Origin of the sequence: Mycobacterium sp. SMC-17 (assembly GCF_045310915.1) — a bacterium.
Classification (GTDB): domain Bacteria; phylum Actinomycetota; class Actinomycetes; order Mycobacteriales; family Mycobacteriaceae; genus Mycobacterium.
This window is the reverse complement of record NZ_JBJIAK010000018.1, coordinates 77,977-98,605: the sequence shown is the minus strand read 5'-3', so window position 1 is coordinate 98,605 and position 20,629 is coordinate 77,977. Positions and strand designations below refer to the sequence as shown.

General features: G+C 66.5%; 18 protein-coding genes. 15 read left to right on the top strand and 3 right to left on the bottom strand.

Translation table 11 applies throughout. The annotated features are described in order from the left end of the window. The first annotated feature begins 2 nt into the window (after nucleotides 1–2). The 11 genes from ACJH7A_RS14110 to ACJH7A_RS14060 all read left to right on the top strand — a co-directional run bounded on the left by ACJH7A_RS14110 (nucleotide 3) and on the right by ACJH7A_RS14060 (nucleotide 14,105). A complete protein-coding gene (locus ACJH7A_RS14110) occupies nucleotides 3–1,283 on the top strand; it encodes an MCE family protein (protein WP_406802160.1) in 1,281 nt (426 codons plus the stop codon). After that, a complete protein-coding gene (locus ACJH7A_RS14105) occupies nucleotides 1,280–2,311 on the top strand; it encodes a virulence factor Mce family protein (RefSeq protein ID WP_406802159.1) in 1,032 nt (343 codons plus the stop codon). The genes ACJH7A_RS14110 and ACJH7A_RS14105 overlap by 4 nt, the downstream gene beginning before the upstream one ends. Beyond that, nucleotides 2,308–3,873, top strand: a complete 1,566-nt coding sequence (locus ACJH7A_RS14100; protein ID WP_406802158.1) for an MCE family protein — start codon at nucleotides 2,308–2,310, stop codon at nucleotides 3,871–3,873. Before ACJH7A_RS14105 ends, ACJH7A_RS14100 begins: the two co-directional genes overlap by 4 nt. A gap of 10 nt (nucleotides 3,874–3,883) precedes the next feature. Then, the gene (locus ACJH7A_RS14095) at nucleotides 3,884–5,512 is read left to right on the top strand and encodes a virulence factor Mce family protein (RefSeq protein ID WP_406802157.1); all 1,629 of its coding nucleotides are present in this window, start codon (nucleotides 3,884–3,886) and stop codon (nucleotides 5,510–5,512) included. Next, nucleotides 5,512–6,705 (top strand): virulence factor Mce family protein, encoded by a 1,194-nt coding sequence (locus ACJH7A_RS14090; protein ID WP_406802156.1) that lies wholly within the window; start codon nucleotides 5,512–5,514, stop codon nucleotides 6,703–6,705. Before ACJH7A_RS14095 ends, ACJH7A_RS14090 begins: the two co-directional genes overlap by 1 nt. A 4-nt stretch (nucleotides 6,706–6,709) precedes the next feature. After that, the gene (locus tag ACJH7A_RS14085) at nucleotides 6,710–8,269 is read left to right on the top strand and encodes a virulence factor Mce family protein (protein WP_406802155.1); all 1,560 of its coding nucleotides are present in this window, start codon (nucleotides 6,710–6,712) and stop codon (nucleotides 8,267–8,269) included. After that, on the top strand, nucleotides 8,239–8,910 hold the full coding sequence (locus ACJH7A_RS14080; RefSeq protein WP_135357664.1) for a hypothetical protein: 672 nt from the start codon (nucleotides 8,239–8,241) through the stop codon (nucleotides 8,908–8,910). The genes ACJH7A_RS14085 and ACJH7A_RS14080 overlap by 31 nt, the downstream gene beginning before the upstream one ends. Then, nucleotides 8,907–9,878: an RDD family protein gene (locus ACJH7A_RS14075; protein WP_135357663.1), complete on the top strand. Its 972-nt coding sequence runs from the start codon at nucleotides 8,907–8,909 to the stop codon at nucleotides 9,876–9,878. Before ACJH7A_RS14080 ends, ACJH7A_RS14075 begins: the two co-directional genes overlap by 4 nt. Continuing rightward, nucleotides 9,878–10,441: a mammalian cell entry protein gene (locus tag ACJH7A_RS14070; protein ID WP_406783922.1), complete on the top strand. Its 564-nt coding sequence runs from the start codon at nucleotides 9,878–9,880 to the stop codon at nucleotides 10,439–10,441. Before ACJH7A_RS14075 ends, ACJH7A_RS14070 begins: the two co-directional genes overlap by 1 nt. Further along, nucleotides 10,408–11,247 (top strand): mammalian cell entry protein, encoded by an 840-nt coding sequence (locus tag ACJH7A_RS14065; protein ID WP_406802154.1) that lies wholly within the window; start codon nucleotides 10,408–10,410, stop codon nucleotides 11,245–11,247. Before ACJH7A_RS14070 ends, ACJH7A_RS14065 begins: the two co-directional genes overlap by 34 nt. A 410-nt stretch (nucleotides 11,248–11,657) precedes the next feature. Further along, nucleotides 11,658–14,105, top strand: coding sequence for a hypothetical protein (locus ACJH7A_RS14060; protein WP_406802153.1), 2,448 nt, complete (start codon nucleotides 11,658–11,660; stop codon nucleotides 14,103–14,105). A gap of 626 nt (nucleotides 14,106–14,731) precedes the next feature. Here the strand turns inward: ACJH7A_RS14060 and ACJH7A_RS14055 are convergent. Together ACJH7A_RS14055 and ACJH7A_RS14050 are read right to left on the bottom strand one after the other, a co-directional pair. Continuing rightward, a complete protein-coding gene (locus ACJH7A_RS14055; RefSeq protein WP_406802152.1) occupies nucleotides 14,732–15,838 on the bottom strand; it encodes a phosphodiester glycosidase family protein in 1,107 nt (368 codons plus the stop codon). Between the two features lie 170 nt (nucleotides 15,839–16,008). Further along, on the bottom strand, nucleotides 16,009–16,779 hold the full coding sequence (locus tag ACJH7A_RS14050) for a pirin family protein (RefSeq protein WP_406802151.1): 771 nt from the start codon (nucleotides 16,777–16,779) through the stop codon (nucleotides 16,009–16,011). 67 nt (nucleotides 16,780–16,846) lie between these two features. Between ACJH7A_RS14050 and ACJH7A_RS14045 the strand changes: the two genes are divergently transcribed. Further along, nucleotides 16,847–17,290, top strand: a complete 444-nt coding sequence (locus ACJH7A_RS14045; RefSeq protein WP_212807906.1) for a MarR family winged helix-turn-helix transcriptional regulator — start codon at nucleotides 16,847–16,849, stop codon at nucleotides 17,288–17,290. 68 nt (nucleotides 17,291–17,358) lie between these two features. Next, nucleotides 17,359–17,739, top strand: a complete 381-nt coding sequence (locus ACJH7A_RS14040; protein ID WP_029120742.1) for a hypothetical protein — start codon at nucleotides 17,359–17,361, stop codon at nucleotides 17,737–17,739. A gap of 20 nt (nucleotides 17,740–17,759) precedes the next feature. Here ACJH7A_RS14040 and ACJH7A_RS14035 read toward each other — a convergent pair whose 3' ends face one another. Continuing rightward, nucleotides 17,760–18,581 carry a maleylpyruvate isomerase N-terminal domain-containing protein gene (locus ACJH7A_RS14035; protein ID WP_244872712.1) on the bottom strand — a complete coding sequence of 274 codons (822 nt, stop codon included), beginning with the start codon at nucleotides 18,579–18,581 and terminating at the stop codon, nucleotides 17,760–17,762. A gap of 155 nt (nucleotides 18,582–18,736) precedes the next feature. Between ACJH7A_RS14035 and ACJH7A_RS14030 the strand changes: the two genes are divergently transcribed. Beyond that, the gene (locus tag ACJH7A_RS14030; RefSeq protein WP_029105664.1) at nucleotides 18,737–19,513 is read left to right on the top strand and encodes an SDR family NAD(P)-dependent oxidoreductase; all 777 of its coding nucleotides are present in this window, start codon (nucleotides 18,737–18,739) and stop codon (nucleotides 19,511–19,513) included. Nucleotides 19,514–19,707: 194 nt separating this feature from the next. Then, complete coding sequence (locus ACJH7A_RS14025; RefSeq protein WP_212807907.1) at nucleotides 19,708–20,619, top strand: DUF4349 domain-containing protein; 912 nt, start codon at nucleotides 19,708–19,710, stop codon at nucleotides 20,617–20,619. Nucleotides 20,620–20,629 lie beyond the last annotated feature (10 nt).

Below are 20,629 nucleotides of genomic sequence, written 5' to 3'. Positions count from 1 at the left end.
CGATGACGAATCCACAAGCAACGCCACCTGTCGCCGAGGGTCAGGTCCACGCGGAGCTCAACAAGGACCGCACCCCGCCGTACCTGATCGTCGGCGTCATCTTCGCGGTGATCTCCGCCCTCGTTCTCGTGATGGTCTGGTTCCAGTTCCGCGGTTACTTCGACACCAAGGCCAAGCTTTACGTGGTGTCGCCCCGGTCCGGACTGTCCATGGACCCGGGTTCGAAGGTCACCTACAACGGGGTGCCCATCGGCCGCGTGAAGCAGATCGACGTCATCGGCAAGGAAGACGACACGAAGGCCCGTCTGCAGCTCGATGTCGACCCGAAGTACCTTCCTCTGCTGCCCAAGAACGTCAACACCAAGCTGCTGGCCACCACAGTCTTCGGCAGCAAGTACGTTTCGTTCACCTCACCGTCGGACCCCGAGCGCGCGCGGATCAAGAACGGCGACACCATCGACGTCTCCAAGTGCTCGCCCCCGACGCCGGCCGAGGCGTGCGTCACCACCGAGCTCAACACCCTGTTCGAGACCATCACGGCGATCTCCGAGCAGGTCGACCCGATCAAGCTGAACGCGACCTTGACCGCCGCGGCGCAGGCGCTGGACGGCTTGGGTGACAAGTTCGGGCAGTCGCTGGTCAACGGCAACACCATCCTGGCCGATCTGAATCAGCGGATGCCGAACATCCGGCACGACACCAAGGCCCTCGCCGATCTGTCCGAGGTGTACTCGAAGGCTTCGCCGGATCTGTGGGACGGGCTGAAGAACGCGGTGATCACTGAGCGCACGCTGAACGACCAGCGCGGCACCATCGACCAGGCCCTCATGTCGGCCGTCGGCCTCGGCAACACCGGTGGCGACATTCTCGAGCGCGGTGGCCCCTACCTGGTCCGCGGCGCCGAGGACCTGCTGCCGACGTCCCGGCTGCTCGACAAGTACTCCCCCGAGCTCGACTGCCTGTTCCGTGGCTTCGCCGCCGGGGCGCCGGCCTTGGCTAAGAGCTTGGGCGGCAACGGCTACTCGCTGGTGACTCACACCGAACTCGTCGGTGCGGCCAACCAGTACGTCTACCCGGACAACCTCCCGCGGATCAACGCCACCGGCGGTCCGATGGGCCGGCCCGGTTGCTGGACGGTCACCAAGGACATCCTGCCGATGCCGTACATGGTGATGGACACCGGCGCGTCGATCGCACCCTACAACCACTTCGGTCTCGGATCGCCGTTCGCATCCGAGTACGTCTGGGGCCGTCAAGACGGGGAGAACACGATCAACCCATGAGCATCAAGGGCACGGCGATCAAACTCGCCATCTTCTCCGCGGTCCTGCTGGCCTTCACAGCAGGCATCTTCATCGTCTTCGGTCAGTTCCGGTTCAGCCGGACCAACGAGTTCTCGGCGATCTTCACCAACAGCAGCGGCTTGAAGGCTGATCAGTTTGTGCGCGCCAACGGCGTCGAGGTCGGCAAGGTCACCGACGTCGAATTGATCGACGGTGGCAGCAAATCGCGGGTGAAGTTCAGCGTCGACAAGTCCCTGTCGCTGTACCAGGGGACCACGGCGCACATCCGCTACCTGGACCTGATCGGCAACCGGTACCTGGACCTGCGTCGCGGTGACAGCAACCAGGTACTGGCCCCCGGGGGGACCATCCCGGTCGACCGCACCGAGCCGGCCCTGGACCTGGATGCGCTGGTCGGTGGCTTCCGGCCCCTGTTCCGGTCGCTGGACCCGCAGAAGGTCAACACCATCGCTTCGTCGCTCGTCACGATCTTCCAAGGCGAAGGCGGCACGATCAACAACATCCTCGATCAGACGGCGTCGTTCTCCTCGACCATCGGCGAGCAGGACCAGGCCATCGGTGAGGTGATCAAGAACCTGAACACCGTGCTCGACACCACGGTCAAGCACCAGAAGCAGTTCGACGACACCATCAAGAACTTCGAGTCCCTGGTCACCGGCCTGAAGCAGCGCTCCGATCCGATCGCCGACTCGGTGGCGAACATCAGCGACGCGGCCGGCTCGCTCGCCGATCTGCTGGGCGACAACCGCGAGCTGCTGCACAGCACGCTCGGCTACCTGGAGACCACGCAGCAGTCACTGGTGGACCAGAAAGAACAGCTCAACGACACGTTGCAGAAGGTGCCCCAGGCACTGAAGATCCTGGGTCGGTCCGGCGGCGTTTATGGCGATTTCTTCAACTTCTACGTCTGCGACATCGAGTTGAAGATGAACGGTCTGCAGCCGGGTGGCCCCGTGCGCACAGTCAAGCTCACCAACCAGCCGTCGGGAAGGTGCACGCCGAAGTGAGGTCCATAGAGGGGTCCGATCGGGTCCGCAGAGGCATGATGGGTCTGGCGACCGTCGTGCTGGTCACGGCGGTGGGTGCGTCCGTGACCAAGGTGCCGATGCTGTTTGCTGCGCCGACGTACTACGGGCAGTTCAGCGATACGGGCGGCCTGATGGTTGGCGACTACGTCCGCATCGACGGTGTCAACGTCGGCACCGTCAAGAACATGGACATCGACCGCGACAAGGTGGTCATCGGCTTCGACATCGGCAACAACACCATCGGCACCGACAGCCGTGCGCTGATCAAGACCGAGACCATCCTTGGCCGCAAGGCCATCGAGATCGAGGCCAAGGGCACCCACAAACTGCCGCCGCGCGGCACGTTGCCGCTGGGCCAGACCTCCACGCCCTACCAGATCTACGATGCGATCTTCGACGTCACCCGCGCCTCGCAGGGCTGGGACACCAAGGTGGTCAAGGAATCGCTGAACGTCCTGTCCGAGACGGTCGATCAGACATCGCCGCACCTGAGCGCCGCGCTCGAGGGCGTGCAGAAGCTGTCGGAGACCATCGGCAAGCGTGACGAGCAGGTCCGCTCGCTGCTGGGTAACGCCAACAAGATCGCGACGATTCTCGGCGACCGCAGCGGCCAGGTGAACACGCTGCTGGTCAACGCCCAAGCGCTGCTGCATTCGTTGAACCAGCGCGGCGAGGCCGTCGGTCTGCTGCTGGAGCGCGTGTCCAGGGTGTCGCACCAGTTGAAGGCGACCATCGACGAGAACCCGAACATCAACCACATTCTGGAGCAGCTGCGGACCATCAGCGACATCCTCGTCGCCCGCAAGCAGGACCTGTCCGACACCTTGGTGGCCGCAGGTAAGTTCGTGGCCTCGCTGTCGGAAGCCATCGCATCGGGTCCGTACTTCAAGGTCTTGGTGTCGAACATCTTGCCGCCGCAGCTGATGCAGCCGTTCGTGGACGCCGCGTTCAAGAAGCGTGGTCTGAACCCCGAAGACTTCTGGCGCAGCGCCGGCCTGCCGGAAGCGCAGTGGCCGGATCCCAACGGCAAGCGCTTCGCCAACGGCGCCCCGCCGCCGGCCCCGCCGAAGCTCGAAGGCACGCCGGAGCATCCCGGCCCCGCGGTGCCTCCCGGCTCGCCATGCTCGTACACCCCGGGACCGGGTGCCGACCCGTCGCCGGCCGATCCGCTGCCGTGCTCGCACCTCAGCGTCGGTCCGTTCGGTGGACCCGGTTACGCGCCGCCGGACGTCGTCGCCTCGGCGCCGAACCCGGCCGGTGTGCCCACAGGCCCGGGAGTGCCGTCCGCCGCTCTGCCGGGACAGCCGGCCGAGAGCGTGCCCGGTACGCCGGTGCCGCTGCCGCCTGCACCCGTCGGTGCTCGCACGGTTCCGCTGACGCCTCAGCCCGGTGACAACGACATCGCTCCCGGATTCGCTCCGATTCCCGGTCCGCTGATCGCTCCGCCGGCGCCGCCGGGGCCGGGACCCAGCGCCGGTCCGGCCGGCTCCGCGCCGCTGCCGGGTAACCCGCCGTTCCTCCCGCCAGGGTCGCAAGGATAGGGCCGCCACGATGTCGACTGTTTTCAATATCCGGAACATCAGGAAGCCGAACCTGTCGAAGGGGACGCTCATCGGTGGTGCGCTTGCGCTCGTGGCGATCGTGCTGCTCGGTTTCTTCGGCCTGCAGCTGTACCGCAAGATGACCACCACGACGGTGACGGCCTACTTCCCTGAGGTGCTCGCGCTGTACCCGGGGGACAAGATCCAGATCATGGGCGTCGAGGTCGGTGCCGTCGATACCACCGAGCCACACGGCGACCAGATGAAAGTCGTCTTCCACTACTCGAACCACTTCAAGGTGCCGCAGAACGCGTCGGCTTCGGTGCTGAACCCGAGCCTCGTCGCGTCCCGCGTGATTCAGCTGTCGCCGCCGTACACCGGTGGGCCGCAGATGAAGGAAGGCGATGTCATCCCGATCGAGCGGACGCAGATTCCGATCGAGTACGACGAGCTGCGCAACCAGTTGACGCGCATCCTCGCCGAGTTGGGTCCGACCAAGGACCAGCCGAAGGGCCCGTTCGGCGACATCATCGAGTCGTTCGCCGACGGTTTCGAGGGCAAGGGCGCCCAGTTCAACAAGACCCTCAAGGGTCTGTCGGATGCGGTGAGCACTCTGAACACCGGCCGCGGTGACTTCTTCCAGGTGATCAAGAGCCTGGCGGTATTCGTCGACGCACTGCACAAGAGCGACCAGCAGTTCGTCTCGCTGAACAATGACCTGGCGTCGTTCACCAACAGGTTCACCAACACCGATCAGGAACTGGCGTCGGCGCTCAAGGATCTCAACCAGGTCATGTCCACGACTAGGAGTTTCCTGGACAAGAACGGCAGCGTCCTGGCTCACGACATCAACAATGTCTCCGAGGCAACTACCGCCATCTTGCAACCGGCGTCTCGCGACGGGTTGGAACAGGCGTTGCATTCGTACCCGAACTTCCTAGCCAACTTTGAAAACATCTACTCGCCGGCCACCGGTGGTGTGATTGCGTCCGGCATCCTTCCGGGCCTTACCAGCTACGCGAACCCGCTGCAGTTCATCTGCAGCTCGATCCAGGCCGGCAGCCGGTTGGGCTACCAGGACTCGGCCGAGCTGTGCGCGCAGTACCTGGCGCCGGTCATGGACGCGATCAAGTTCAACTACCTGCCGTTCGGCATCAACATGGCGACCACCGCCATGACGCTGCCGAAGCTGGTCACCTACTCGGAGCCGCGCCTGCAGCCCCCGGGCGGGTACAAGGACACGACCGTGCCGGGTGTGTTCTCGCCCGACACCCCGTGGTCGCACGGCCAGCACGAGCCGGGCTGGATCACGGCGCCGGGCATGCAGGGACTCAAGGTCGGGCAGTCGACGCAGGACCTGCTGACGCCGGAGTCGCTGGACGAGCTCATGGGCGGCCCGGACATCATCCCGCCGACCGGTGGCGTCAACATGGCGGGTCCGCCGAACGCCTACAACGAGAGCAGCCCGCTGCCCCCGCCGTGGTACCCGCAGCCGGGACCCGTCTCGCCGCCGAGACCGGGTAACGATCCGAGCCCGATGAGTGCGATGGCTCCTGGGCCGGCACCTGGGCCCGTCCCCGGACCGGCGCCTGCGCCGGCGCCCGGACCCGCACTTCCCGCAGAAGTTGGAGGCCAATGATGACCGCGTCCAGGAGGACGAAGTCGCCCTCGGCATATTCGCGGCACCGCCGCGGGGGGTGGGCGCGTAACGCCCGCCGGGTCGGCGTGTTGTCGGCCGCGGCGCTGATCCTCAGCTCCTGCGGTTGGCGTGGCATCGCCAACGTGCCGCTGCCCGGTGGCCCGGGCACGGTGGAAGGGCACTCGACGATCTACGTCCAGATGCCGGAGACGTTGGGGCTCAACGCCAACAGCCGGGTCCGGGTGGCCGACGTGTTCGTCGGCCGGGTGCGTGCCATCGAGTTGAAGAACTGGGTCCCCACCCTCACGGTGGATCTGAACCCCGGAATCAACCTGCCGCGCAACGTGCAGGCCAAGATCGGTCAGACGAGCTTGCTGGGTGCCCAACACCTCGAGTTGGACGCACCGCCGGACCCGTCGCCCAAGCCGCTGCGCAACGGCGACACCATCGAGTTGAAGAACTCGTCGGCGTACCCCACCATCGAGCGCACGTTGGCCGGTATCTCCGGAATCCTCAACGGCGGCGGTGTGCCGAACATCGAGAAGATCCAGTCCGAGGTCTACAACATCCTCAACGGGCGCGCGGATCAGATCAAAGAGTTCCTGCACCGGTTGGACACCTTCACCGACGAGATCAATCAGCAGCGCGAGGACATCACGCGGGCCATTCGCTCCAGTGACACGTTGCTGAAGGTCGTCGCGGATCGCAACGACACCCTTGATCGGGTGCTGACCGAGACGCCGCCGCTGATCGAGCACTTCAACAAGACCCAGGACCTGTTCTCGAACGCCGTGCTGGCGCTGGGCCGGTTGTCGAAGGCCGCAGACACCACGCTGTCGAACAGCAACGCGAACCTGCACACCAACCTCGCGACGTTGCAGCGGGCGCTCAAGCAGATCGCCAAGACGTCACCGAACCTCGTGCCGGCCATGAAGCTGCTGTTCACGCTGCCGTTCCCGATCGACAACATCCCCAAGGTCATCCGCGGCGACTACATGAACATCTCGCTGCACCTCGACCTGACGCTGAGCGCCATCGACAACGGCATCCTGACCGGCACCGGTCTGTCGGGTATGGCTCGGGCTCTGGAACAGTCGTGGGGCCGTGACCCGGCGACGATGATCCCGGACGTCCGATTCACCCCGAACCCGGCCAACGCACCGGGCGGCCCGCGAATCGAAAGGGGCGAGTGAGAAGATGCTGACCCGTTTTCTGAAGATTCAGCTGATCATCTTCAGCATCGTGACCGTGGCGGCTCTCGTCGGGCTGTCCCTGGTGTACCTCAAGCTGCCGACCTACCTCGGTGTGGGTATGCATCGGCTGTACGCCGAACTGCCCAACTCGGGCGGCCTGTACAAGACCGCCAACGTCACGTACCTGGGTAACCAGGTGGGCAAGGTGCTGTCCGTCGAGCCGACGGTAACCGGCGCGCGGGTGACCATGGACGTCAACAACGACGTGGACATCCCGGACAACGTGCAGGCGAACGTGCACTCGGTGTCCGCGGTCGGTGAGCAGTTCATCGATCTGGTGCCGCCGGAGAACCCGTCCAAGCGTTACCTCACATCTGGTCAGACGATCACCAAGGGCTCCGTCCCCAAGGAGGTCGGTCCGGCTCTCGACGCGACGCAGAACGCGCTCGCCTCGCTACCGAAGGAGAAGATCGGCGCGCTGCTGGACTACACAGCGGAGGCTGTCGGCGGGCTCGGTCCGTCACTGCAGCACCTCGTCGACGGGACCCAGGCGCTGGCGGGGGACTTCAAGGACAACCTCGGTTCGGTCGACGACATCATCCAGAACTCGGCGCCGATCATCGACAGCCAGGTCAAGTCCGGCGACGCCATTTCACGGTGGGCCCGGAACCTGAACGTGCTGGCCTCGCAGTCGGCTCAGCAGGACGCGGCGCTGCGGAACGCCATCCAGCAGGGCGCGCCGACGGCCGATCAGCTCAACGCCGTGTTCGGCGAGGTCCGTGACGCGTTGCCGCAGTCGCTGGCCAACGTCGAGATCGTGCTCGACATGCTGAAGCGCTACAACAAGGGCCTCGAGCAGGTGCTCGTGGTGCTGCCGATGGCCGGCCCCATCGTCGACTCGCTGAACGCGGTCTACGAGAAGGAACTGCCGATCAACCTGGCGCTGGGTATCAACCAGCCGCCGCCGTGCCTCACCGGCTTCCTGCCGGCGTCGCAGTGGCGGTCCCCGGCGGACACGTCGACCGCCCCGCTGGAGTCGGGCCTGTACTGCAAGATCCCGAAGGACGCCCAGAACACGGTCCGCGGTTCCCGCAACCTGCCGTGTGTGGACAACCCGGGGAAACGCGCGGCAAGCCCGATGGAGTGCCGCGACAACAAGCCGTACGAGCCGCTCGGTACCAACCCGTGGTACGGCACCCCGGACCAGATCGTGAACTGCCCGGCCCCGGCCGCGCGTTGTGATCAGCCGGTCGACCCGGGCAAGGTGATCCCGGCGCCGTCGATCAACAACGGGATGAACCCGCTGCCGGCGAACATGCTGCCGCCGCCGGAGCGTGCGTCGGCGCCGTCCAGTGACCCGATCAGCGCACCGGGGCAGGGCACGGTGGAGTGCAGCGGGCAGCAACCCAACAAGTGCCTCTACACTCCGGCAGCAGGACCAGAGGCCACCTACAACCCGCAGAGCGGTCAGGTGGTCGGACCGAATGGTGTGAAGTATTCGGTCAGTAACTCGAGCAACCCAGGAGACGACGGATGGAAGGAGATGCTGGCACCAGCCAGCTGAACCCCACCGATGAGCAGGACGTCACGTCCCAGGACGTGGTGACGACAGAGCCGTCTGCCGAGGAATCGATCGAGGCGCACGCGAGGAGCAGTTCGGGATTGGCGCCGGGCGAAACCGGTGAATCAGAGGGTGCGCAGCGCCCCGCCCGGATCGGGCGGGGCATTGCCCTGACGGTGTGCCTTGCGCTCGTCGCGCTGGCCGCGGCGGTCGGCGCCGGCGGTTGGTTCGCGCTCAAATCGCATCGGGAGAGTCAGGCGCTTGCGGCGAGCGAGACCGCCGCCATCGCGGCGGCCAAGGACTGCGTCACGGCCACCCAGGCGCCCGACACGTCGGCCATGATCGCCGCGCAGACGAAGATCATCGAATGTGCCACCGGCGCGTACCAGACGCAGGCGTCGTTCATGAGCGGCATCACGCTCGAGGCGTACAAGGCCGCCAATGTGCAGGTGCAGATCTCGCAGATGCGGGCGGCCGTCGAGAAGCACAACGATGACGGGTCCATCGACGTCCTGGTGGCGGTGCGCGTGAAGATCAACAACAGCGCCGAGAAGGACAAGGAAGTCGGTTACCGGATGCGGGCGCAGATGGCACCGGTGGACGGGAAGTTCAAGGTGGCCAAGCTCGACCAGGTCACCTCGTGACGGTTGGTCAGGAGACGACGAGCGCCGAGGCAGTGAGCACGGGGTCCGAGTTCGAAGCGGCACCGGTGCTGGCGTCGTGGCCGGCGCGGGCCGGCGCCTTCGCGCTGGACGTGGTGCTGGGCGTGGCGATCATCGCTGTCATGGCCCTGCTGGGCTATGCCGCCCGGGCCGACTGGACGCTGTGGGTGTACGCCGCCGTGGCCACGCTGGCTGCGGCAGCCGTCCTGGCGAACCGGTGGCTGCTGCCGTCGATCACCGGATGGAGCCTGGGCCGGTCGCTGTTCGCCATCCGGGTGGAGCGGGTACCCGCCGGCGTTCCCGCCGGTATGGGGCGTTTGGCCCTGCGTGACTTCGCGCATCTGTTGGATACCGTCGCGGTGCTGCTGGGCTGGCTGTGGCCGCTGTGGGACCCGCGGCATCGCACTTTCGCAGATCTGTTGCTGCACACCGAAGTTCGCGTCGTCCCGGCGCCCGCGGGGGACCCCGCCCGGCGGGCCGGGCAGGTGCTCGTGGCCGGTGCCCTGGTCTGTGTGGCGGCGGTGGGACTGAGCTATGGCGTGCAGTTCCGGCACGACCGCGCAGTCGATGAGGCGCGGAACCAGATTTCCGAGCAGGGTCCCAAGATCGTCGAGCACGTGCTGAGCTACGGCATCGACACGTATCAGAACGACTTCAAGACGGCCCAGGCGTTGGTCACCGACGGTTACCGCGACCAGCTGATCAAGCAGCAGCAGGCGGTGAGCAAGAAACCGACCACCAACCAGTACTACGCGGTGAGCAGCGCGATCCTCAGCGCCGGCACCGATCAGGCCACGATGCTGCTCGCGCTGCAGGGACAGCGCGGTGTCGACGCCAACACCCTGCGGTTCATCACCGCCACCGTGCGGGTCGACTTCGTGAAGTCACCCGACGGCAGGTGGCAGTTGTCGAATCTGACGGTGCTCAAGAGCCCGCGGGGAGGACGCTGATGAGTCCGCGTCGCAAGATCGATGCCGCCGAGAGCTTCGTCGCCGGTGACTACTTCAAGGCTGTCGCGGCGGTGCCCCGCCGCGTGGTGTTGGCGGTGATTGCCTGCGTCACAACGGTTTTGGTGATCGCCGCGATCGCGGCCAGCACCTACCTGCTGGTCCAGCACGAGAAGGACGTGGCGAGCCAGGCCAAGTCGGCGGCGGTGCTGGGCTACGTCGAAGAGTTCATGAGGGGCTTCACCGCGGTCGACCCGTTCCACGCCAACGCCTACGTCGAGAAGATCGCGGGGCAGTCCACCGGCGAGTTCGCCAAACAGTTCAAGGACAAGCACGACCAGATCCTGATGCAGGTGGCGCGCGCGCAACCGGCGGAGGGATCCGTCGAAGACGCGGGCGTACAACGGTGGAATGACGACGGCAGCGCCGACGTGCTGATCGCGATGAAGCTGACGACGACGACGCCGGACGGCAACGCGACCGTGGAAAGTGGCTCGCGTTGGGTGGTAACGGCTACGCAGGAAGGGCAGCAGTGGAAGATCAGCCGCATGAATCCGGTGATGTGACCCCCGGGGAGTCTGTGGCCGATGCTCCGCAGCCGGCCGACGCCCCGCAGGGCAAAGCGGCCAGGCGCAGGCACCGTCTGCCCCGGCAGAAGGCCGTCGACGCCGCGCCGGCTGACGACGCTGCCGCCGAACAGGCGGAAGAAACTGCCGCACAAGAAGATTCGGACGCCGACGCGACGGACGAGGTGGCCGCGGACGAGGCGGCCGCGGACGAGGCGGACGCCGACGCGACGGATGAGGTGGTCGCGGACGAGGTGGAAACGGCGCCGGTGACGCTGGTGCCGCACCGCCCTGCCGGGCGCAAGCTGCTGGCCGCCGGCGCGGTGGCGGCGGCGCTGTTCGTCGGGGCCTCGGCCTTTGCGGGCGCGGCGGTGCAGCCGTACCTGGCGGATCGTGCCCTGGTGCAGGCCAAGTTCGAGGTCGCCAAGACCGCTGCCGCGGCGGTGTCGACGCTGTGGTCGTACTCGCCGGACGACATGGACAAGCTGGCCGACCGGTCGCAGCAGTATCTGGCCGGCGGTTTCGCCGGGGAGTACCGCAAGTTCGTCGATTCGATCGTTGCGAGCAACAAGCAGGCTCAGGTCACCAACCAGACCAAGGTTATGGGCACAGCGGTGGAAAGTATCGGTGCAAATCAGGCCACGGCGCTCGTCTACACCAACTCGGTCGCGACCAGCCCGCTGACCAAGGGCATCCCGTCGCTCCGCTACCTGTCGTACCGGTTGACGCTGAAGCGCTCCGGGGCCGACTGGAAGGTCAGCCAGATGAGTGCCCTGACCAAATTGGATCTGACGCCCCAGCTGTAGCCGATGGGTCTGTGCAGCGCGTTTGCCTGAATTGATGCGTACTGCCTGTCAGCACACTGTGAATACCGGGCCTTTGCCTATGTTGCGAAGCTGCCGGCGACGGTCGGCGGCTGTCAACTATGGCCTGAATCACGTTTGGACCTGCATGAGTACGACGTCACAGCAACTGTCGCGTCAATATATGCCAAGGCGTGGAACTGCTGGGCGAGGGAAGTTTGAGCCGTCCAGCAAACTATATTTACGCGGCAAAAATTTGCTGCTGATGCGGCGACCCAAGGCCGATGTGAGCCTCCGGGAGCCGATTGCCAAATCTGGGAAAGCGGCTGGTCAAGATGCATGTTGGAGCTGCGATGCATTAATGTTACCGTCCGGTTGATAACCAATTGTGGTGGCTGAGGGGACGGGGCAAAATGGCAGTTTCGTATCGCGCTGGGCGCGTTCAAGCAAAGCGGGCGGCATTGCTGGGTGCGGCGGCCGCAACAGCTACCGCGATGACGGTCACGGCCTCGGTCCCGAACCCGCCGGCCCCCAAGGTGGTGCCGTCGTCGCACTCGGCCGTCCACCTGTCGGCGTTCACCACGCCGTTCCCGGAGCCGGGCGTGCTGCCGGATATCACGTTCGGTGTCGGCAACGCGGCGTACAACCTGGCCCAGGGCGGCATCGAGGCGCTCCTGCCGCCGCTCGTGCAGGCGCTCAGCGCCGCGGGCGGCCTCAGCGGGCTCAACCTCACGAACCTGATCAACCAGCTGCCGCCGAATCTGCTGTCGCAGATTCTCGACGTGATCCCGATCGGACTGGAGCCGCTGCTGCAGGCGGCGCTGGGGCCGATCCTCACGGGCGCGCTGGTCCCGCTGCTCAAGGCACTCAACATCATGGACGCCGACGGCAACGTGACCCTGAGCGGACTGCTGGACGTTCTGGGTATCAGCCTGGACAACATCCTGGACCTGAGTGGCCTGGACGTCCCGGGCGTCAACATCGTCACCGCCGGGCCGGTGTTCACGCTGCTGAAGATCGCCGGGCTCGACCTGGGCTGGACGCCGGGCACCGCGAACGCCGTGGCCAACGCGATCAACAACACCGATTACCTCGAGGTCGGCGCGCTGGGCCTCATCAACGAGGTGCTGGACCGGGCCGGGAACCTCGGTGGCCTCGGCCCGTTGATCACGGCTGTGCAGGTGGCGATCAACCTTGTCGGCGACGCCATCGGCCTGGACAACCTGGACCTGATCGATGTGCGGGTGCCGATCACCATCGGCTTCGGCCTCGGCGCGTTCTCTGCCGGACAGGCGTACTCGAAGGTGCTGGCAGATCTGTCCAACCAGCCGGGCGGTACCACCGATGGCGGCGCCAACCCGATCCTGGGCAGCCTGACCGTCCTGCCGCTGATCCTGCTGAACAACCTGGGCCGCGCCAACGGCGGTCTGCTGGCGCGCTTCTACCCGATCGGCGACCTGCTCGGCATCAACCTGATCACCCCGGACGTCGCGGCCGCACACAGCGGCGGCATCCCGCTGCTGAACACCGGGCTGTCCATCGGCGGTGCGAGCCTGCTGCCCATCAAGGTCGACGCCACCCTCGAGTACCAGCCGTTCTCGGACCTGGCCGCGTGGCCCAACCCGTTCAGCCTGGCCAACAACCTGGTCGCCGGCACCCTGCCGACCTACCTGCTGCGCGGCATCTCCACCGCCACCCTGACCAACCAGCTGACCAGCCAGTTGGGCGACCTCACCGGTGGCCTGCTGTCCGGAAACCCGTTGGCCGTCAACATCTATCTGACGATCCCGACCAACACGCTGCCGTTGATGGAGCCGATGTACCTGACCGGCGACGTGCTGAACATGGTCAGCTTCGGCACGCTGGGTGACCCGGTCTACCGGTTGGCCAACGCACTCGCGCCGGCCATGACCAGCCTGGTGAACCTGGGCTACACCGACGTCGTCCGCAACGCGGACGGCACCTACAGCCGCACCCTGGACGACGCCGCCACCCCGACGCCGTTCTTCTCGTTCCCGAACGTCAACTGGCAGAAGGTGCCGGCGGACATCATGAACTCGCTGGTCGCGGGCTTCAAGAAGGAGTTCTTCAGCGCCAACCCGACCGCTGCGCCGGACAACGCAGTCGAAGCGCTGATCAAGCTGCTGACCGGCGGCAAGCTCGGCAGCTTCAACCCGCTGGGCGGCCTGGCCGGCACGGTGCAGAACCTGCTCAACGGCGTGCTGGGCACGCTGGGCGGTCTGACGCAGGGCGCGACGGTCAATTCGCTGGCGGCGAAGGAGGGCGTCGTCAGCCCGACGGCCGCGACGGACATTCCGTCGACCACGCCGAAGCTGGCGCCGCTGTCGGCGAGCCTCACCGGCCTCACCGGTACGGGCAAGAAGGACGGCAAGCAGGCCACCGACCACACGGCCGGCGACAAGGACAAGACGGCCGAGGACACGACCGGCACCACTCCGGCCGCCGAAGATCCCAAGACCGACCCGAAGGCCGAGCCCAAGGCAGAGGACACCAAGACCGATCCGAAGGCCGACCCGAAGACCGACACCAAGACGGACACCGAGCAGTCGTCGGGCAAGCACGCCGCCGAGGAAGGCACCCCGTCCACGCCGGACAGCGGTAAGAAGCCGAAGCACGCCGCTGACGATGCGGACGGCACGTCCACCGCAGGCAAGGACAAGAAGGACAAGAAGGCCGACAAGCCCGCGAAGACCGACAAGGTCACCAAGGACACCAAGGCCGGCAAGGACAAGTCCGAGAAGGTCGCCAAGGACACCCCGAAGACCAAGCGGCAGAAGAAGGAAAGCGCCGCGAAGTCGACCGCCGCCACCGGCGGGGGCTCAGCCGCACACGCCGGCTGACACCGGCAACAGGAACACCCGACGTGAATTCACGTCGGGCGTTCTTGTCTTTGAGTGAGAACTGACGTCGTGAAAACCCGAGTGCGGGTGTGCGTAGGTTCGCAGTCGACGTTGTCGGGTCAGGCGGACCAGGCCTGACGCGCAGGCCGCCGGCGGACGACGGTGCCGCCGGCCCGGCGGCCGTGATTGTGTCGACCGCTGCGGAGCGGGCCCGCGCTGTCGCTCGACTACGCCCCTGTCACGGGCCCGCGCGCGAAGCCCCAGGGCGATTACCAGTCGACCGGTGACAACGACAACGCCGACGAGCAGCCGGCCCACGAGCCACAGGCACAGACCGACACAGACCCCGACGCCGAGCCCGAGGCAGAAGAGCCCGAGACCGATGCGGAGGCCGATCTTCAGACCGATCCGCAGGCACGCGGGGAAGCGTTCGATCTCCAGACCGGTGACGGTGGGCCGCTGTGGGCGTCGCATGGCCAGAAGGACGAGCCGCGCCAAGCTGCGGGCGGACACGGAACGTCCCCGGCGGGCTGCTCCGAGGTCGAGGAGGAGCCGAAAGACACTGGCGCCAAGGCTGATTCCGGCGCCTGCGGCACCGGGGGAGCGACGGCCTGGCGGCTGACGCATCAGGCGAAGCCGAGCCAGCCGGGGAGTGCGCGTTCTCTGGAGTCGCACAGGACTGCCGGGGTGTCGCAGGAACCGCGCGGCGTACCGGATCCGGCCCAGCGGCCACCGGTGTCGCGGCGCAGCACGATGGCGGAGGAACCACCGCCGTCCAGGAGGATGGCGGTGTCGCTGCCGAGCGCCCGGAACAGGTCCTGGACTTGATCGGGCGTGTAGCTGCCGCCCTGGAAGATGTACATCTCGTCGCGGCTCCGCACGTATGCCAGTGCGGTGCGGGCGGCGCTGGGGCCACCGTCGTTCAACTGGCTGGTGTCGCCAGGTGCCAGCAGGCCGATGCCGCTGACCGCGACGAACCGGGCGCCCTGGTTCACCAGGTTGTTGATCGCCCCGGTTGCGGCGTTGAAATCGCTTGTGCTGCTTGGTGTTATCATGTACGGCGCGCCGTCGGACGGAATGACCATGGTGCTCAGCGCAGTCCACACCTCGTTACCGCCGGACAGTCCCTGCTTGCCGGCGTAGGGGATGGTGCCGGTGACGGCGGCGTTGGCGCGGCCCTGGCCGCGGGTGTTGTCGACGTAGGCGCCCAGCGGCGAACTGCACCCTGTCGAGGTCCACGACCCGCCCTGCTGGCCGCGGATGTCGAAGAAGTTGGCGTTCACCGCGATGGTGGGCCGGCCCAGCGCCTGCCACGCCTCCAGTGGTGTGAAGACCTCGGAGGCCTGCCACAGTCCCTCGGCGGTGCGGGCGCGGGGATCGCGTTCGCAGCGGGATTGGATGCCGCGGTGGGAGTCGACGAGCAGCCGCGGGTTCATGCGCTGCGACGCCGCTTTGATGACGAGCAGATGGCCGCCGTTGCCCGACTCGTACCAGTTGCCCGCGGCGTTGAGCAAAGGCGCGGGGTGGTCGCCGCCGAAGTTGTACACCAGGAAGCTGCCGCGGTAGTTCGTGATGGCGTTGACCAGTAGCGAGCGGCCGTCGGCGGCGTGCGCTGCCGGTGCCCCGGCGGTGCCGGCCAGCCCGGCTGCCAGGGTCAGAACCGTTGTGTGCGTGAGTAATTGCCGCAGGCGGTGGACGACGCCGCGTCGGGAACTCGACCCGAGAAACGACATTGTGGCCCTTTCCCCGGTCCGATACAACGACCTTCAGCGTAGCCACAGCAAACACTCTGTCAACTTTGGTCACGTCCGCATCACGGGGCGATGACGGATGAATCACCTTGGTGGACACAGCAATTGGCCCCGCTACCGACCGGAGTCGGAGCGGGGCCACGAGCGCAGGGTTACGAGCCGAGCAGATCGGTGTGCATTTCCCACACCAGAATCTCGGCCGGTGTGGTGGCGGTGACGCGTTGCCCGCCCGACGCCGTCAGCCGCACGGCATCGCCTTCCTGCAGTGGCCCGGCGCCCTCGAGAGCCACCTCTCCGCGTGCCACGAACAGGTGCAGGTACTTCGCCGACGGCAGTTCGACGCTGTCGCCGGGCTCGAGGCGGGCGCCGTGCAGCGCCGCATTGCGCTGGCCGATGGTGATGGCGGTGTCATTGGAGTGCTCGGGCCTGCCCGAGGCGATGGTGACCAGCTTGCCGCGCAACAGCTCGTCGTCGATTTCGAGCTGCTGGTAGCCGGGCGTCTTGCCGGACTCGTCGGGCACCACCCACATCTGCACGAAATGCACGGGCTCGCTGTGTGATTCGGCCCCTGTTAGGCGCCAGGAATCGTTCTTCTCCGAATGCAGGATGCCGCGTCCGGCCGACATCCGTTGCGCCAGTCCGGGGTAGATGACGCCCGAGTTGCCGGTCGAGTCCTGGTGTACGAGCGATCCGCGCAGCACCCAGGTGACGATCTCCATGTCACGGTGCGGATGGGTCTCGAATCCTGAACCCGGTGCGACGCGGTCGTCGTTGTTCACCAGCAGCAGGCCGTGGTGGGTGTTAGCCGGGTCGTAGTGACCGCCGAACGAGAACGAATGCTTGGAGTCCAGCCACGCGATGCGGGTGGTGTCGCGGTCGGCGGCGCGACGGATATCAATGAGTTCGGTCGGGCTGTCCGTCATTTCGTCCCCTGTCGTTGTCGGTGAGCTTAGGTGTCGCTACTGGACGGCACAACATAAATGATGTGTCATGTATTCCGTGTGGCTGACCGATGACCAACAGGACCTCTGGCGCGCGTATCTGGCAATGAGCGGCCGCTTGCAGGCAGCGCTCAACCGGCAACTGCAGCGCGATCACGGGTTGTCGCTGGCGGACTACGACGTCCTGGTGGCGCTCAGCGAGCTGCCTGATTGCCGGATGGGTGCGCTCGGTGCCCATCTGGGCTGGGAGCAGAGCCGGGTGTCCCACCAATTGGCGCGCATGCGAACCCGCGGTCTGATCGAGCGATCCGGGGCAGCCGACGACCGGCGCGCCGCCGTCGTCACCCTCACCGCAAGCGGGCGGAGTGCGCTCGAGGCCGCCGCCCCCGGGCATGCCGAGTTGGTGCGCACGACGGTGTTCGACGGCATGAGCCGAGCGCAGGCGGACGCGTTGCGGCGGTGGACTGCGACGGTGCTCGAACGAGTGGACTGACGGAGCCGGGGAGCCGGGGCGAATTCGCGGCTACAGTAGGGGTCGTCGGGTTTGCGGGGAGGATTCACGTGAAACATTCGGTAGCCACCGTTGCGGCAGCGGGCGCGCTGGCCGCTGGGCTGGCGTGGCTGCCGGCCCCGCTGGCTCATGCCGAACGCTGTGTGCCGTTGGACGGCACCCCGATGGTGCTCAAGCGCGAGAAGAGCGTCGGCATCGGCAAGGACCTTCAGATCAACCGGACCTACACCTACGCCGATGGCATGGTGAACTGGACCATCGAGCAGTCCGGCGGCGTCAAATACAACACCGGCTTCGGTTTCGGCGCGCGGATCAACGCCGTCTACATCCCGGAACTGAATTCGAGTGGCTCGGTGCCCGGCGCACCCGGTGAATACGTGAACATCGACAGCTGGCATTTCCACGAGACCGTGCTGGTCTGCCCGCAGTAGTAGCCGTTCGCGGCGTCGCATCACACTTTCACGAACAGTTGACCGAGTTTGGCGCCGAGCCAGGGCTTGCGGCCTGCCGACAGGATCTTGCCCTGCAGAATCGACGCCCACTGGCTGCTCCGGCCATAGCCCACCAAGAGGTAGGCGACGGGGTCGGCTGAAATCCAGCAGTCGACGGCTCCGCCGGCCGGACCCACGGCGGCGGATCCGTCCTCGATCGTGACGCGATAGCGGGGACCGTCCCGGAATCGCAGCTCATAAGCCAGATGCAGCCCGGCGGCCTTCTGCCGGTCGACATAGTAGGGAATCATCGCCATTACGCCGGCTATGACGTACAACGCCTCGGCTCTCGAGATCGTCCAGTCGGCCCCGACAGCGCGGGCGATATCGAGGCCGTGGAGCAGCTGCTCGCCCAGCATCGCACTGGCCATGACCGGAACGGTCATGGCCAAACCGTTGAAGGCCGGCATCGGTTCGTCAGTTGGCCGCCGGTCGGATACCGCGATGAAGTTCTCCGCCGCGCTGATCAGCAGGTCGGCGAGCCGGCGCGGATCCCGTTCCGTGAACTGCTCGAGCATGCGAGCGTTTGCGATCACCCCTCGCTCGGTTGGGGTAGCACGCGGCGGCGCGAGCGCGAGGTACTCCTGAATGTCCGTCTCCCCTGTGACAAGCCCCGCGTAGTGCTGCAAGCCGGTGACCAGATGAGCAGCGGTCTCCGCCACGGTCCAGGAGAGATTCGGGACCGCTGCGGCGGGATCGGTCACGCTGCGTACGAGTGCGGATGTCCGGGACGCTGCGGCCCGCAAGGCTTCCCGGGTCCCTGCCAGATCGATGCCGGACACGACACAGATCCTCGCACCGGGCGGGTCGATGACGAGGTGTTTCAGGCGACCTCCGATTCGGTCGATTCGCCGGGTTCGATCGGCATGATGTCGACGCCGGATGGCCTTTGCGAGGTCCGTCCCGGTGAGCGGACGGCCTCGCATACGCTGTCGGCGTGGATATCAATGGAGCTAGCGCGGTCGTCACCGGCGGCGCGTCAGGAATCGGTGCGGCTGTTGCCCGTCAGTTGGCCGCCAAGGGTGCCCGGGTCGTCATTGCCGACCTCCAGGCCGAAAAGGGCGAGGCGCTCGCCAAGGAGATCGGGGGCGTCTTCGTCACCGTCGACGTCACCAACACCGAGCAGATCATCGACGCGGTCAAGACCGCCGCTGACCTCGGCCCGCTGCGTGCGCTCGTGAACTCGGCCGGTGTCGGCTGGGCCCAGCGCACCATCGGCAAGGACGGCGAGTTCGAGTCGGCGCACAACCTGGACCTGTACAAGAAGGTCCTCGACATCAACCTGGTCGGCACCTTCGACTGCATCCGCATCGCCGCCACCCAGATGAGCAAGAACGACCTCGCCGAGTCCGGTGAGCGTGGCGCCATCGTCAACATGACCAGCGTCGCGGCGTTCGACGGCCAGATCGGCCAGGCCGCGTACTCGTCGTCCAAGGGTGGCGTCGTGGGCCTGACCCTGCCGGTCGCGCGCGACCTGTCGGCAGTCGGCATCCGCGTGAACACCGTGGCCCCCGGCCTGATCGACACCCCGATCTACGGCGAGGGCGAAGCCTCGGAGGCCTTCAAGGCCAAGCTCGGCGAGTCGGTGCTGTTCCCGCACCGCCTCGGCAAGCCCGAGGAGCTGGCCTCCATGGTCATCGAGCTGATCACCAACTCGTACATGAACGCCGAGGTCGTCCGCGTCGACGGCGGCATCCGGATGCCTCCGAAGTAGTTCTTTCGCGAACAGACACGAAACTGCCCCTTGTCTTCGGATGAGGGGCAGTTTTGTTGCGGGGTCGCCCCGCGGGACTGCGCGCGCCGACCCCGCACCGAATGTGCGCAGAGATTGCGGATCCAGCCGTCTTGGCGATCTGGCTGCACATTCGCCGCCGAATTCCTGTGAATCGCTCGGTACGCTCGGATGGCATGACGCGCACGCGGTTCCGGCCGGTCGTATTTCTCGCTCTGTTGATCGCCTCGTTGTGGTTGGTGGCCGGGTGCAGCGGCGGCAACTCGACGCGGCATTCCGAGTCGGCCCCGGCGGCACCGGCGCCGCTCAAGAGTGGCGGGGATTTCAAAGGCGGTGCCCCCGAGGCGCCCGCGCCGCCCGTCGAACAACCGCGGGACATCGTCAAGACCGCGTCGCTGATCCTCGTCACCGCCGACCCGGCGGCCGCCGCGGACAAGGCGACCACGATCGTCGACAAAGCGGGCGGACGCGTCGACGAGCGCTCGGACGACGCCGGGTCGACGTCCGGCCGCGCGAGCGTCCACTTGGTGCTGAGAGTGCCGGCCAACGGGCTCGACGCTGCTTTGGCGTCGCTCAAGGGGCTCGGTACGGTCCAGACCCTCGAGGTCAAGACCGACGACGTCACCGCACGCCGTGTCGACCTCGATGCCCGGATCACCGCGCTGAAGACGTCGGTGGATCGGTTGCTCGGGATCATGCGTGACTCGAAGGACCCCGATGCGTTGATCAAGGCCGAGGAGGCGTTGTCGTCGAGGCAGGCCGAGCTACAGAGCCTGCAGGCGCAGCGCGACACCCTCCGCGACCAGATCACCTACAGCTCGGTCGACGTCCAGATCACCGCCGAGCGTCGCGGTGGCCCAGCCCCGGAGCGCTATCACGGGTTCTTCGGGCAGATCGAACATGGCTGGGACACGTTGTGGGCCTTTGGTTCTCACCTCGTACTGGCGTTCGGATTCCTGCTGCCGTGGCTGATTCCGCTCGCGGTCCTCGGCGGGGTGCTCTACGCCTTCGTCAAGTGGACCGGCTCGCGGCACAAGCGCGCCGTGGCGGCAGAGCCCGCGACAGCCGCCTCCGACTCGGAGGAGTAGCTTCCGCACG

Excerpts from the sequence above, each read along its gene's own strand:
- ACJH7A_RS14110 (WP_406802160.1), top strand. The coding sequence starts at position 3 with ATGACGAATCCACAAGCAACGCCACCTGTCGCCGAGGGTCAGGTCCAC.
- ACJH7A_RS14105 (WP_406802159.1), top strand. The coding sequence starts at position 1,280 with ATGAGCATCAAGGGCACGGCGATCAAACTCGCCATCTTCTCCGCGGTC.
- ACJH7A_RS14095 (WP_406802157.1), top strand. The coding sequence starts at position 3,884 with ATGTCGACTGTTTTCAATATCCGGAACATCAGGAAGCCGAACCTGTCG.
- ACJH7A_RS14090 (WP_406802156.1), top strand. The coding sequence starts at position 5,512 with ATGACCGCGTCCAGGAGGACGAAGTCGCCCTCGGCATATTCGCGGCAC.
- ACJH7A_RS14085 (WP_406802155.1), top strand. The coding sequence starts at position 6,710 with ATGCTGACCCGTTTTCTGAAGATTCAGCTGATCATCTTCAGCATCGTG.
- ACJH7A_RS14080 (WP_135357664.1), top strand. The coding sequence starts at position 8,239 with ATGGAAGGAGATGCTGGCACCAGCCAGCTGAACCCCACCGATGAGCAG.
- ACJH7A_RS14070 (WP_406783922.1), top strand. The coding sequence starts at position 9,878 with ATGAGTCCGCGTCGCAAGATCGATGCCGCCGAGAGCTTCGTCGCCGGT.
- ACJH7A_RS14060 (WP_406802153.1), top strand. The coding sequence starts at position 11,658 with ATGGCAGTTTCGTATCGCGCTGGGCGCGTTCAAGCAAAGCGGGCGGCA.
- ACJH7A_RS14055 (WP_406802152.1), bottom strand. The coding sequence starts at position 15,838 with ATGTCGTTTCTCGGGTCGAGTTCCCGACGCGGCGTCGTCCACCGCCTG.
- ACJH7A_RS14050 (WP_406802151.1), bottom strand. The coding sequence starts at position 16,779 with ATGACGGACAGCCCGACCGAACTCATTGATATCCGTCGCGCCGCCGAC.
- ACJH7A_RS14045 (WP_212807906.1), top strand. The coding sequence starts at position 16,847 with ATGTATTCCGTGTGGCTGACCGATGACCAACAGGACCTCTGGCGCGCG.
- ACJH7A_RS14025 (WP_212807907.1), top strand. The coding sequence starts at position 19,708 with ATGACGCGCACGCGGTTCCGGCCGGTCGTATTTCTCGCTCTGTTGATC.